This window comes from Jannaschia sp. L-14R (genome assembly GCF_056857695.1).
Window position 1 is genome coordinate 67,300 of record NZ_JBSXNP010000007.1, and the last position, 12,518, is coordinate 79,817.

The 12,518-nt window shown below is 62.3% G+C and carries 13 protein-coding genes; 7 read left to right on the plus strand and 6 right to left on the minus strand.

Going from position 1 to position 12,518, the window contains the following annotated elements:
- The first annotated feature begins 38 nt into the window (after nt 1-38).
- Nucleotides 39-641 carry a thymidine kinase gene (locus AC13C2_RS02000; protein ID WP_092760875.1) on the plus strand — a complete coding sequence of 201 codons (603 nt, stop codon included), beginning with the start codon at nt 39-41 and terminating at the stop codon, nt 639-641.
- Here AC13C2_RS02000 and AC13C2_RS02005 read toward each other — a convergent pair.
- The 3 genes from AC13C2_RS02005 to AC13C2_RS02015 are packed head-to-tail and all read right to left on the minus strand — an operon-like array spanning nt 638 to nt 3,152.
- Nucleotides 638-1,963, minus strand: coding sequence for an 8-oxoguanine deaminase (locus tag AC13C2_RS02005; RefSeq protein ID WP_482885782.1), 1,326 nt, complete (start codon nt 1,961-1,963; stop codon nt 638-640). The genes AC13C2_RS02000 and AC13C2_RS02005 overlap by 4 nt on opposite strands.
- Entirely contained in the window at nt 1,956-2,744 is a 789-nt protein-coding gene (gene hisN, locus AC13C2_RS02010; RefSeq protein ID WP_482885783.1) for a histidinol-phosphatase, read from the minus strand. The genes AC13C2_RS02005 and hisN overlap by 8 nt, the downstream gene beginning before the upstream one ends.
- A gap of 48 nt (nt 2,745-2,792) precedes the next feature.
- Nucleotides 2,793-3,152, minus strand: coding sequence for a helix-turn-helix domain-containing protein (locus AC13C2_RS02015; RefSeq protein ID WP_092760869.1), 360 nt, complete (start codon nt 3,150-3,152; stop codon nt 2,793-2,795).
- Nucleotides 3,153-3,437: 285 nt separating this feature from the next.
- On the opposite strand from AC13C2_RS02015, the gene AC13C2_RS02020 reads away from it, so the two are divergent.
- A complete protein-coding gene (locus AC13C2_RS02020) occupies nt 3,438-4,397 on the plus strand; it encodes an NADPH:quinone oxidoreductase family protein (RefSeq protein ID WP_424337672.1) in 960 nt (319 codons plus the stop codon).
- A gap of 63 nt (nt 4,398-4,460) precedes the next feature.
- On the opposite strand, the gene AC13C2_RS02025 is transcribed toward AC13C2_RS02020, so the two are convergent.
- From AC13C2_RS02025 to AC13C2_RS02035, 3 genes are all read right to left on the minus strand, one after another.
- Complete coding sequence (locus tag AC13C2_RS02025; protein WP_482885784.1) at nt 4,461-5,849, minus strand: sensor histidine kinase; 1,389 nt, start codon at nt 5,847-5,849, stop codon at nt 4,461-4,463.
- Nucleotides 5,850-5,928: 79 nt separating this feature from the next.
- Entirely contained in the window at nt 5,929-7,341 is a 1,413-nt protein-coding gene (locus AC13C2_RS02030; RefSeq protein ID WP_482885882.1) for a dihydrolipoyl dehydrogenase family protein, read from the minus strand.
- Nucleotides 7,342-7,388: 47 nt separating this feature from the next.
- Nucleotides 7,389-8,138, minus strand: a complete 750-nt coding sequence (locus tag AC13C2_RS02035; protein WP_482885785.1) for a TVP38/TMEM64 family protein — start codon at nt 8,136-8,138, stop codon at nt 7,389-7,391.
- 360 nt (nt 8,139-8,498) lie between these two features.
- Between AC13C2_RS02035 and rpmH the strand changes: the two genes are divergently transcribed.
- The 5 genes from rpmH to AC13C2_RS02060 all read left to right on the plus strand — a co-directional run bounded on the left by rpmH (nt 8,499) and on the right by AC13C2_RS02060 (nt 12,080).
- Complete coding sequence (gene rpmH, locus AC13C2_RS02040) at nt 8,499-8,633, plus strand: 50S ribosomal protein L34 (RefSeq protein WP_092760861.1); 135 nt, start codon at nt 8,499-8,501, stop codon at nt 8,631-8,633.
- An 8-nt stretch (nt 8,634-8,641) separates the two neighbouring features.
- Nucleotides 8,642-9,046 (plus strand): ribonuclease P protein component, encoded by a 405-nt coding sequence (gene rnpA, locus AC13C2_RS02045; protein ID WP_482885786.1) that lies wholly within the window; start codon nt 8,642-8,644, stop codon nt 9,044-9,046.
- The gene (gene yidD, locus AC13C2_RS02050) at nt 9,043-9,264 is read left to right on the plus strand and encodes a membrane protein insertion efficiency factor YidD (RefSeq protein ID WP_092760856.1); all 222 of its coding nucleotides are present in this window, start codon (nt 9,043-9,045) and stop codon (nt 9,262-9,264) included. The genes rnpA and yidD overlap by 4 nt, the downstream gene beginning before the upstream one ends.
- Before the next feature lie 282 nt (nt 9,265-9,546).
- Nucleotides 9,547-10,470, plus strand: coding sequence for a tRNA 2-thiocytidine(32) synthetase TtcA (gene ttcA / locus AC13C2_RS02055; protein WP_482885787.1), 924 nt, complete (start codon nt 9,547-9,549; stop codon nt 10,468-10,470).
- Nucleotides 10,471-10,526: 56 nt separating this feature from the next.
- On the plus strand, nt 10,527-12,080 hold the full coding sequence (locus AC13C2_RS02060; protein ID WP_482885788.1) for a putative bifunctional diguanylate cyclase/phosphodiesterase: 1,554 nt from the start codon (nt 10,527-10,529) through the stop codon (nt 12,078-12,080).
- The last annotated feature ends 438 nt before the right edge of the window (nt 12,081-12,518 follow it).

Sequence of the window (12,518 nt, forward strand, 5' to 3'; positions counted from 1 at the left end):
GGGCTTGCAGCCACGTGGGCCGCTTGGCAGGAGGGGGCATGGCCAAGCTCTATTTTCATTTCTCGACAATGAATGCAGGCAAAAGCACGCTCCTGCTTCAGGCGTCCTACAATTACATAGAACGGGGAATGCAGACCTATCTGCTGACCGCAAATTTCGACAACCGTGCGGGCAAGGGGCGCATCGCCAGTCGCATTGGCATCGACGCTGAAGCCGACACATGGTCGGGCCGGTCTGATCTCTATGCCATGATCGAAACCCGGCTGACCGAAGGTCCGGTCGCCTGCGTCCTGCTGGACGAAGCGCAATGGCTGTCGCGCGAGCAGGTCTGGCAATTGGCGCGCGCCGTCGACGACCTGAACGTGCCGGTCATGGCCTATGGGTTGCGGGTCGATTTCCGGGGCGAGCTGTTTCCCGGCTCCGCCGCGCTGCTGGCGCTGGCGGACGAACTGCGCGAGGTGCGGACGATCTGCCACTGCGGGCGCAAGGCGACGATGGTCATTCGCGTGGACGAAGACGGCACCGCCCTGTCCGAGGGCAGGCAGGTCGAAGTGGGGGGCAACGACCGCTATATCTCGCTCTGCCGTCGGCATTTCCGCGAGGCTACGGGCGATCGCGTTCCGCCGGAACCGCCGATCTAGGCCATCAACTGCGTCAGCAGGGTCTCGGCCCGCTCGATCACGCGGGGCAAATCTATGGTCGTGATACGCCCGTCACGCACCACCTGCCGCCCCTCGACGAAGAGGTCGCGGACCCGGCGCGGACCGGCCAGCAACAGCGCGCTGCGATCCCAGCTTCCGGTCGCCTCGACACCGGACATATCCCATATGGCAATGTCGGCACGCATCCCCACAGCCAGTCGGCCGATGTCATCGCGGCCCAGAACCGCAGCACCCCCGGCGGTGGCCAATTGCAGCGCCTCGATGTTCGACATGGCATCGGCGCCCCGCGATACCCGCTGCAACAGCATGGCCTGCCGCGCTTCGTCCAACAGGTTCGCGCGATCATTCGACGCGGAGCCGTCAACACCCAGGCCCACCGGAACCCCCGCCTCCAGCATATCTCTCAAAGGCGCGATGCCCGACCCAAGCCGACAGTTGGAACAGGGGCAATGCGCCACACCCGTGCGCGTTCGCGCGAACAGGTCGATTTCCGTCGCATCCAGTTTGACGCAATGGGCATGCCAGACGTCTGGTCCGGTCCAACCAAGGTCTTCGGCATATTGACCGGGACGGCACCCGAAGCGGTCGAGCGAAAACGCGACGTCTTCGTCATTCTCGGCCAGATGGGTGTGCAGCATGACGCCCTTGTCGCGCGCCAGCAGAGCCGCATCGCGCATCAGTTCCCGGCTGACCGAAAACGGCGAACAGGGCGCGATGCCGACCCGGCACATCGACCCCGGCGCGGGGTCATGGAACGCGTCGACCACGCGGATGCTGTCGGCAAGGATCGACGCTTCCGACTCGACCAGAACATCCGGCGGCAGGCCGCCGTCGGATGCGCCGATGGACATGGCCCCGCGAGTCGGATGAAATCGCAAACCGACGTCTGCGGCGGCATGGATCGTATCCTCCAACCGGACGCCGTTCGGGAACAGATACAGGTGGTCGGACGACGTGGTGCAGCCCGACAGCGCCAGCTCTGCCAACCCCAGCTGAGTGGCGACGTGAACATGGTCCGGCGTAAACCGTGCCCAGATCGGATAGAGTGCCCGCAGCCAGCCGAACAGCAATGCGTCCTGCCCGGCGGGCACCGCACGGGTCAATGTCTGGTAGAGGTGATGGTGCGTGTTCACGAGGCCGGGCGTGACGAGGCAGGCTGTCGCGTCAACGACCTCACCCACCGTGGTCAGGCCCGCTCCAACCCCGGCGATTACGCCATCGCGGATCAGGATGTCGGCTCCGGTCACGGTTGCATCCATGGTCAGGATGTGACCAGCCCCCCGGATCAGCACCTCAGCCATTCAAACGCTCCAGCGCGGCGGCATGCAGTGCGGGTGTGGCGGCGGCAATAACCTGACCGCCATGATGGGCCGGGCCGCCCCGCCAATCGGTGACGATGCCGCCGGCCGCCTGAATGACGGCGATCGGTGCGGCAATGTCATAGGGCTGCAACTGGGCCTCGATGACCAGATCGACGTGGCCCGCCGCCAGCAGGGCATAGGCATAGCAGTCCATGCCATAGCGCGTCAGACGACAGTCCCGCGCGACGCGGGCAAAGGCGGCCCCTTCGGACCTGGTGCCGACTTCGGGAAAGGTGCTGAGGATGGTCGCCCGCGCCAGCGTGGCGGTCATGCTGACCTGCAAGGGCCGCGTTTCGCCCGCCCGTATCCATCTCGCGCCGGACGGATCACCCTCGAACCGCTCGCCCGTGAACGGCTGGTCGATAATGCCGTAAAACGGGCCATCCTCGTCCTGCACCGCGATCAGCACGCCCCAGGTCGGTGTGCCGGAAATGAACCCCCGCGTGCCGTCAATCGGGTCCAGCACCCAGGTCAGGCCGCTGGTGCCGAGAACGGCCTCGCCCTCCTCGCCCAATATCCCGTCATCGGGCCGCATGCGCGACAGGACAGCCCGCATTGCCGTCTCGGCCTCGCGGTCGGCGACGGTGACAGGGTCGAAATCGGCCCGCTTGGTCTCGATTTCGAGGGGGTGGCGAAAATACCGAAGGGTCACGACACGCGCGGCATCGGCCAGCGCATGCGCAGCCTTTCTGATATCGTCGATGTCGGTGCGGTTCGTCATCCCAACCGGGTGGCATCCCGGCGCAGGACGGTCAAGCGGCAGGCGGGTTCACGCGGCACTCTCGGACAAGGCGCGCGCCAGATCGAACAGACGACGGCGCTGGTTCTCGGGCATTGCATAATAGGCGCGAACCAACTCCACCGTTTCCTTGTCGGACAGCATATCTTGCGCCCCTATCGCAGGAATCTCTCCCTCCAGACCTTCGAAAAAATGCTCGATCGCGACACCGAGCGCGTCCGAAATCTCCCAAAGTCGCGACGCGGAAACCCGGTTCATGCCGGTTTCGTACTTCTGAATCTGCTGGAATTTGATCCCCACCTGTTCGGCCAACTGTTGCTGTGTCATTCCCACCATCCAGCGACGGTGGCGAATCCGCCTGCCGACATGGACGTCCACGGGATGTTTCATCTTGAGCTCCGTTCGAATGACATATGTTCTGAAGACTGAAAATTTTATGAAGAATAATGAATTCTAAGATCATACGCTTATGCTGACTTGGTATAATAGATCTATGAAACGCGAGACGTGCTTGCATAAGTGCAAGGTTCCATTCGACTTTCCGTCGATTTCATCGATCGCCGATGGGTTGTTTTAACTCTGTTTGCAACAGCTTGCGCGAAACCGGGGGCTGGAAGCCTGGCGTGTCAAATGACACCCTGCTCCGACCACTTTCAGGCAAGCGGAGACTTTGAGATGCGTGGATATGTCGTAACGGGGCCCGAGTCCGCCGCTTTGCAGCAGGATGTTGCGGTTCCCGAACCGGGTCTCGGCGAGGTCGCCCTGAGAATCGGGGCAACGGGGCTGAACTTTGCGGACCTGCTGATGGTGAAGGGCACTTATCAGGCGACCCCGCCTCCCCCCTTCATTCCAGGGCTGGAGGTCTGCGGTACCGTGACCGCCCTTGGTCCGGACACCGACGGTCCGTCCCCCGGAACGCGGGTCGCGGTTTTTGGCGGACAAGGCGGACTGGCCGAATACGGGGTTTTTCCCGCGAACCGCCTTGTTGTCGTACCAGACGCGATGCCGTCAGAGATCGCGGCAGGTTTCATCGTGGCATGGTCGACCAGCCATCTCGCCCTGACCCACCGTGCCCGGTTGCGACCCGGCGAACGTCTTCTTGTGCTGGGAGCGGCGGGCGGTGTGGGTCTGACGGCGGTGGAACTGGGCGCGAAGATGGGGGCAGAGGTCGTTGCCGTCGCGCGTGGCGCGGATAAACTTACTGTGGCGCGCGACCACGGCGCACACCACCTGATTGACGCCGACGCACCCGATCTGCGTGATCAGTTGCGCAATCTGGGTGGTGTGGACGTGGTCTATGATGCTGTCGGCGGGGGCGTGGCGAAGGCAGCATTCCGTGCCATCCGGCCCGGTGGGCGATATCTGGTGATCGGCTTCGCCAGCGGCGAGATCCCCGAGTTTCCCGCCAATCACATCCTGGTCAAGAACATAGACCTGATCGGCTTTTACTGGGGCGGATATCTGGATTTCGATCCATCACCCGTCACCGACAGCATCGCCGCCCTGTTCGCGATGTATGCTGCGGGCGAAATACGGCCACATGTCAGCCACGTGTTGCCTCTGGACCAGGTAGAAGAAGCACTGGCCCTGCTCCGCGAGCGCAAATCCACCGGCAAGATCGTCGTGGTGCCCTGATCCGGTTGCAAAAGGCCCCAAAGTCGCGATCAGGGGATGCACGCCTATCTTGCCGCTGTCGTCTTAACCTGCGTCCACCGATCGCGGCAGATGGATCAGAAAGGTCGTTCCCGCCTCGCCCGTGTGTTCCAGCGTCAGGGTTCCGCCATGGCCGCGGATCAGTTCGGACGCTATTACGAGGCCGAGGCCAGTCCCGCCCTTGCGAACATTGCCCTGAAACGCCTGAAACAATTTCTCCTGTGCCTTGGGGGGCAAGCCGGGGCCGGTGTCGGTGACGCGTATCTGCCAGGCATCACCAATATCGGACGCCGCTACGATCACTTCGCCCGCGCCGCCGGACACCTGGATCGCCTGCCGGGCGTTTCTGATCAGATTGCCGATCACGCGGTGCATCTGGTCGGGGTCGATCCGCAGGGTCAGGCCAGGTGGCGCGTCGTGACGGATGGTGACATCCTTCTGCGCGACGGCAAGTTGTTCACCTTCGCAAATCTCCTCGAAGAATGGCCGCGCGTCGATCAGCTGGAGGGCAGGCGCAGCCTCTTCGGCGCGCCCGAAGGCCAGCGTCCCTTCGGTCAGGTTCACGGCGCGGGTCAGGGATTTGACGATCTTCGGGGCGACGCGGCGGACGGTGGGGTCGTCGACCATTTCCATCCGGTCGGCCAGCAGGGTGGCGGTCGTCAGGATGTTTCGCAGGTCATGGCTGATCTTGGCGACGGCGGTGCCCAACTGGGCCAGACGCTCCTTCTGCCGCAGCGATTGCGACAGTTGGGTTTCAAGGTCGCGCAGGGTCGTCTCGGCCTCGTTCAACTCGCGGATGCGGGATGCGGGTTCGATAATGCGGCGCGCGTCTTCGGGAGCGGCGGCATAGGCCTTCATGTGACCGACCAGGGCCTTGATCGGCATGACCAGAAGGCGTCGCACAGCAAGGAACAGGAAGACCGAAGTGATGACCGAGATAATCAGGCTAAGCCACAGGATGTTCAGACCATATTCGATCATCGCGGCGTAAAGGTCCCCGGTGTCGATGGCGGCCTCGATCTGGACGCCGCCACCGCGGGCGGGTTCGGCGATGACGCGGATAACTTCGGGCGTGGGCGTCATGAAACGTACAACGGCATCGCGGATCAGGACGAGGGCCATAGGATCGCGCAGGTCCACCGTCTTTGCGACAGGGCCGGGCAGGTCCGACGACAGGACCAGTTGCCGCATCGCGTCCCGGCGCAGCACGACGTTGAGGACGCCTGCGTTTTCAAGCAGTTCCGCCTCAACATTTTCGGGAATCATCTCGTCCGCGCCCAGCAGCGCCAGCGAAGCGATCTGTGCCCGCTCCATGCGTTCAGTCAGGTAGTCCAGGCGGAAGCGCGCGATGGACGGCACGAAGATCAGCACTTCCGCCAGCATCACGAACACCACGGTCAGGATCAGGAAGCGGCCGGAGAGGGTCGTGAACATGGTGGAAACCGGTCTGGTTGCGTCGGGGCATCTTATGGCCCCTAGCCGTTGATTGCGACAGGAGGAACAGTGGTTCTTGTCAGGGCATCCATCGCTGAACGAATCCGACGACGGCCTTGACCAACTGACTGTCGAACAGGCGCGGGGCGTAATACTGACCCGCCGCGCGTTTGGAGACCTCGCCCAGCGTCGGGTAGGGCGCGACCATGTTGGTAACGGCCCCGATCTTGAGCTTGTTGGCGATGACCAGCGCCCACAGGCCGATCAGCTCGCCCGCGTGGGGTCCGACAATCGAGACGCCGACCGGACGCTTGTTCACGACCATGACCTTGATCAGCCCCTCGGCCCTGCCTTCCGCGATGGCACGGTCGTTTTCCTCGAAGCCGGAGCGCAGGACCTCAAGCCTGTCGCCATGCGCCTCGCGCGCCTGTGCCTCGGTCAGACCGATCTGGGCCAGTTCGGGGTCGGTGTAGGTGACCCATGGAACGTGATCCTCGCGTGCCTTCGCGGGCAGGCCGAACAGGATCGGACGGATCACGGTCGCGCCGTGATAGCCCGCGACATGGGTGAACTGTAACCCGCCCGCGACGTCGCCGATGGCATAGACGCGGCGGTTCGTGGTCCGCAGGTCGGCACCGACCCTGATGGCGCGGTCATGTTCGATACCCGCCGCATCCAGGTTCAGTTTTTCGATATTGGCCTTGCGCCCGACTGCCATCAGCAGGTGCGAGCCCTTGAATGTGCCGTTGTCCGTCTGGACCGTGATCGCACCCGCCTTGCCCGAAATTTTCCCGGCCTTGGCCCCCTCGACGATCTCGACGCCCTCGGCGCGCAGGTTGCGCAGCACCATTTCGGCCAGTTCGGGATCGTCCTTGCCCATGGCTTTGGCCCCTTCGATCACGGTGACCTTGCTGCCCAGCCGGATGTGCGCCTGCGCCATTTCCATTCCGATGGGACCACCGCCGATGATCAACAGATGGTCGGGCTGCTCCATCAGGTCGAACAGCGTCTCGTTGGTATGAAACGGCACATCGCCGAGGCCATCGATCGGCGGCACGAAGGGCGACGATCCGGTGGCGATAACAATGCGGCGCGCTGTGATGCGATGATTCCCCGCGACGACCGTGTCGCGGTCGGTGAAGGTGCCGTATTCCTTGATGACGCGGACACCCAGACCCTCGAATCTCTCGACGCTGTCGACGGGGGCGATGGTCTCGATCACCTTGCGGACGTGGCCCTTGGCGGCGGCATAGTCGACTTTTGGCTTGACCGGAGACACGCCGAATTTTGCCCCGCTGCGCATGGCGTGAGCGTGCTTGCCCGCCGCAATCAGCGCCTTGGAGGGCACACAGCCGTAGTTCAGGCAGTCGCCACCCATCAGGTGGCCTTCCAGCAACGTGACGTCGGCGCCCATCTGGCTGGCCCCCGCTGCAACGCTGAGTCCGGCGGACCCGGCGCCGATCACCAGGACGTCTGTCTTGATCTCTTGCATGGCCGGACCTTTCGCCTGCGTCGTTTCCTGTGGCGCGGCTTGCATGTTCATGGTGTTCCCCGGTTTTGCTTTCGCAATTTCTTGAAGACAATGGGCAGTACCGCCAGTGCCACGAGGCCGAGGATCGGGCCAAGGATCTGCGGTTCGAATATGATGCCAAGGTTCGGGGTTTCGCCACGGGCGAAAACCTCTCCCAGTCCGGCACCGACCCAAGTATAGATCACGCATGCAGGCAGAATGCCGAAGAAGGTGGTGAAAACGAATTTCCCGAGTGAAACACCGACGAATGCGGGGCACAGATTTGCCACGAAGAACGGCACTGCAGGGACCAGGCGCATGATGAACAGATACGATGTCTCGTTTTCGCGAATGCCCTCCTTGATTTTTTTCACCGCCCCGCCCGAGGCGTCCATTCTGGCGGCAAGACGGTCACCAAATCCGTATTTTGCCGCCAGGAAGATGATCGTGGCCCCGCTGGTCGCCCCGACCATGTTGAATATTGTGCCTTGAAAGACGCCGAACAGGAACCCGCCAGTCAGCGTGGCGACGGTCGCACCCGGCAGAGAAAAACCGACGATGACGATATAGGCGGCAATGAAGACCGCGACGGTCAGGACGTAATTCGCATCGCGAAATGTCAGCAGCGCCTCGCGGTTGGCGGCCAGCGCGTCGAAGCTGAGATGATCGCGGAGCAAGACCGCGCCCATCACGGCGGCGAGCCCAATAACAGCCAGTGGAACGTATCGAGCTGGACCTGACCTTGCCTTGGGCCGGGGGGGCGTCGTTTGATCGATCATGTCACATCCAGTGCATCATTCGGATTTTCCCGCAAGACGACCGTGGGTCGCTCGGAGGACTTTGAATGGTATCTGACGGGTGTGGAGGCACGGAGATACCCGCCCTCACGTCGACTTGAGAGGGCGTGTAAGCCCGAGCCCTGAAAGAGGTCGATTGTTTCAGACTGTGACGCTCCGCGGGTCGCGATGTTACAAGTCGGGATGATCCGGCTGAAACAATGGATGACACTGCGCGGAGATCGTGAGTTCGCCCGGTCGGGACCGTTGACAGCCCCTGCCACCTGACCTAGACGGCGACTTCCAGTTTACCCGGTTACAGGTTCACGTCAGAATCTGGCCCAAGATGTCGGAGAGAAGGCAATGAAACGTACCTTCCAGCCCTCGAACCTTGTCCGCAAGCGGCGCCACGGTTTCCGCGCGCGCATGGCCACCAAGGCCGGACGTCGCATCCTGAACGCGCGCCGCGCCCGTGGCCGCAAGGTTCTTTCGGCGTAAGACGCCCGATGGATGACGCGATTTCGACGCCGGAGGGGGTATCCTCTCCGGCGTTTTTGCGTGTTCTGCAGAAGCGTCGGCAATTTCTTGCGCTCAACAGGGGCTTGCGCGTGCCTGCAGGGGCATTTCTGTTGCAGGCCCGCGACCGGTGCGACGATGATCCGGTAATCGGTGTGGGCTTCACCTGTTCCAGAAAAGTCGGCAATGCCGTGGCCCGCAATCGCGCCAAGCGGCGTTTGCGTGAAGCGGCACGATTGGTCCTGCCCGATCTGGGCCAAGCCGGGTGGGATTACGCACTCATCGGGCGCGCCGAAGCGACAGCGGAGCGGGAGTTCGAGGCGCTACTGGACGATCTTCGGAAGGCTCTGACGAAGGTTCATGGATCGGTGCGGACCAAGGGACGCAAGACGTGACCCCCCTCGCCCGCGTCCTTTCGTGGCCGGTTCATGGTTACCGCGCGGTGTTCTCCGCTCACGTCGGACACAACTGTCGCTATCAGCCTACCTGCTCGGCCTATGCCCTGGAGGCATTGGCACGCCACGGCGGTATACGCGGAGGATGGCTGGCGGTGCGGCGTATCGTGCGTTGCCATCCGTGGGGCGGTGCTGGCATCGACAACGTTCCGGACTGACAATATCCGGTTTACGGGCGAAATCGACGGACTGCGACCCGAGCCACATCCGCCATTGCGGCTCGTCCCTGATGACTGCACTTGCGTCATAATACAGGGCGAAAGCACTGCTGCCCGCGTTCAGTGAGGGGACATAAGATGATACCGTATTCTCGCCGGTCGCCCGCGGGCTGATATTCCCGCAATATCTGGTCCGACACTTGCTGCCTGAACTCGGTTGCCCTGTGGAAGCCCCTCGTCCGATCCGCTAGGACAAGGTTACCCGACCCAAGGACGCCGCCCATGCCCGACATCCTGAGATCCGACCAAGGCACCGACGACATTCACGCTCTGTTTCATGGCGCGCCCAAGACCACCGAATTTCGCAAACTGCGAAAACGTCTGGTGCGCGAAACCCGCGAGGCGATTGAACGCTATGGCATGCTTCCGCCCGATACCCCGCGGGCGGGCGGAGCGCGCCCGAAATGGCTGGTCTGTCTGTCGGGCGGCAAGGACAGCTATACATTGTTGGCTGTGCTGACCGAATTGCAGTGGCGCGGGCTTCTGCCGGTCGACATCCTGGCCTGTAATCTGGATCAGGGGCAGCCGAATTTCCCCGCCACCGTGCTGCCCGCGTTTCTGGAGCGGATGGGTGTGCCGCACCGCATCGAATACCGCGACACCTATTCCATCGTCGTCGACAAGGTGCCTGCCGGGCGCACGTATTGCGCACTCTGTTCACGGTTGCGTCGGGCCAATCTGTACCGCATTGCGCGCGAGGAAGGCTGCTCCGCCGTGGTGCTGGGTCATCACCGTGACGACATACTGGAGACGTTCTTTCTGAACCTGTTCCATGGCGGCAAGATCGCGACGATGCCACCCAAACTCCTGAATGACGAAGGCGATCTGACCTTGCTGCGTCCGCTTGCCCATGTGGCCGAAGCCGACTGCGCGCGCTTCGCGGAGACCATGGCCTATCCGATCATACCCTGCGATCTGTGCGGGTCGCAGGATGGGCTGCAACGGCAGGTCATCAAAGCGATGCTGGACGGGTGGGAGGCCAGGGTGCCCGGACGTCGCGCCAAGATGTTCTCGGCTCTTATGCAGGTTCGCCCCTCACATATGCTGGACCCGACATTATTTGATTTCGCCGGTTTAACGGTAACATCCAGGGGAGACGCGGTATCGGATTGTAACAATTCGATGGAAGTTCCTGACCTGCGTTAAGGCACCGTTAGAGCCTGCGGCCTACCTCCTGAATCAGTTGATGATCGGAGATTCGCATGACCGACCGGCCAAGTGCCCCGCAATCGCGGACCCGCCTGACAGGCTGGATCGCCCGCGTGGACTGGATGATGCTGTTCCCTGTCGTGGCTGCCATCGCATGGGCCTCGGGACAGGACGCGGTGGCGATGGTGCTGGCAATCGTGCTGCCGGTATTCCTCGCCCTGAATGGCGATATTTTACGCCACCGCACCGACCGGATATCAGCCCTTTCCATGCTGTCCAGCGATCAGCCCCTCGCGCGGCCGGTCCTGAAGCGCATCGTGGACGACGTGCTGGACGATTGCGCCCGTCGCGACCGCACGACTGCGGTTCTGCACATCCAGGTCGACGATCTCCACATTGCCGATGGCGGCTGGGGGGCTGATGCCGGGGACAAGATCATGGATCGCGTGGTGCAGCGCGTCGCGGCTACGATGCGGGGACAGGATGCGGTCATGCGGACGGGCGACGACGGGGTGATCGCCATGCTGGCACCCACCCGGCGCGCTGACCTCGACATAATCATGGCTATCGTTGATCGCATTCAATCTGCCGTGTCCGCACCGATCTCGGTCGATGGCCGCACGGTTCGGGTGCATTGCTGCATCGGTATCTGCTCCGAGGCGATGGCTCCCATTCGCAGCGGTGCCGCCATTCTGGCCGCTGCGGAGTGCGCCCTTCGGATAGCGCGCCAACAGGGGAACGATGCCGTCCGTGCATTCAATGCAGACATCCAGATGCAGATCGAAACCGACCACCGTCTGTCCACCCAGGTCGAGGATGCGCTGGATGCCGGCGAAATCAGGCCCTGGTTCCAGCCCCAGGTCGAAACCCGATCGGGTCGACTTGCCGGATTCGAGGCGCTGGCCCGCTGGCATCACCCCGAACTCGGTATCCTGACGCCTGCCCAGTTTCTGTCCACCATCGCATCGGCCGGTCGATCCGCCGAACTCGGTGAAATCATTCTGAAAGCAAGCCTGGAGGCGTTGATCGAATGGGACAGGGCCGGGTTGGACGTGCCTTGTGTAGGCGTCAACGTTTCGCTTGAACAATTGACCGATCCGCGTCTGGCGGAACGGATCATCTGGCAGTTGGATCGTTATGATATTGCGCCCGATCGAATCGCCATCGAAATCCTCGAAACGGTGACGCTGCGCGACGGTGACGAAACGATTACCCGTAACATCAATGCCATGCGGGATGCGGGGTTCCGCCTTGATCTTGACGATTTCGGCACAGGCGCGGCGTCCATCGCGCATATCGCCCAGTTCGGAGTTCACCGCATCAAGATCGACCGCAGCTTCATCCACGGTATCGACGCCAATCCGATGCAATGCGAAGTGGTCGCGGCGATACTGGGTCTGGCCGAACGGCTGTCAATCGCCACACTTGCCGAGGGCGTCGAAACCCCTGAAGAGCAGGAGACATTGGCCGAAATGGGCTGCCCTCATGTGCAGGGATACGGCATCGCCCGCCCGATGCCATTCCATGAGACGATTCCCTGGGCTCTATCGCTTCGCGCCGGTCCCTCGGCTAAGCTACGAATGATGCAGACGCAGGGATCGGCCTGATAAAATATGTACCACTCACGACCCAGCTTTGATGGTGACGGCCGCAGACCGACAAGTGACCCTTTCCAGGATCATAATTACCAGGAACAGCCCGGTTCAGTCATAACGGCTCCACCTTTGTGGAGTTCAGACATGCCCGCACCTTTCCCCATTCCATGGATCAAGACACGACCGCTACATCTATAGTCCTCCGTACAAAACCTGTCTCTGCTGACAACGCAGCAACGCAGATCGCCCGACCGATTGGCTTACGCGTGGTTGCACCCGCCCTACGCGGAGCAACGTATCACTGCGACAGCCGCCCATTGCCTTTCTGAGACATATCCCTCTTCCGCGACACAATGTCTCGTTATGGCAGCGATATCTCGTCACGGCGGCAATCCGAGAACTTGTCGGCCACATCGGTTTTTCGGGGCAAATCGGACTTTCGGGTAAATC

Bases quoted from the DNA above. Each gene is read 5' to 3' on its own strand.
- AC13C2_RS02000 (WP_092760875.1), top strand. From the start codon at position 39: ATGGCCAAGCTCTATTTTCATTTCTCGACAATGAATGCAGGCAAAAGC.
- AC13C2_RS02005 (WP_482885782.1), bottom strand. From the start codon at position 1,963: ATGGCTGAGGTGCTGATCCGGGGGGCTGGTCACATCCTGACCATGGAT.
- hisN (WP_482885783.1), bottom strand. From the start codon at position 2,744: ATGACGAACCGCACCGACATCGACGATATCAGAAAGGCTGCGCATGCG.
- AC13C2_RS02015 (WP_092760869.1), bottom strand. From the start codon at position 3,152: ATGAAACATCCCGTGGACGTCCATGTCGGCAGGCGGATTCGCCACCGT.
- AC13C2_RS02020 (WP_424337672.1), top strand. From the start codon at position 3,438: ATGCGTGGATATGTCGTAACGGGGCCCGAGTCCGCCGCTTTGCAGCAG.
- AC13C2_RS02025 (WP_482885784.1), bottom strand. From the start codon at position 5,849: ATGTTCACGACCCTCTCCGGCCGCTTCCTGATCCTGACCGTGGTGTTC.
- AC13C2_RS02030 (WP_482885882.1), bottom strand. From the start codon at position 7,341: ATGCAAGAGATCAAGACAGACGTCCTGGTGATCGGCGCCGGGTCCGCC.
- AC13C2_RS02035 (WP_482885785.1), bottom strand. From the start codon at position 8,138: ATGATCGATCAAACGACGCCCCCCCGGCCCAAGGCAAGGTCAGGTCCA.
- rpmH (WP_092760861.1), top strand. From the start codon at position 8,499: ATGAAACGTACCTTCCAGCCCTCGAACCTTGTCCGCAAGCGGCGCCAC.
- rnpA (WP_482885786.1), top strand. From the start codon at position 8,642: ATGGATGACGCGATTTCGACGCCGGAGGGGGTATCCTCTCCGGCGTTT.
- ttcA (WP_482885787.1), top strand. From the start codon at position 9,547: ATGCCCGACATCCTGAGATCCGACCAAGGCACCGACGACATTCACGCT.
- AC13C2_RS02060 (WP_482885788.1), top strand. From the start codon at position 10,527: ATGACCGACCGGCCAAGTGCCCCGCAATCGCGGACCCGCCTGACAGGC.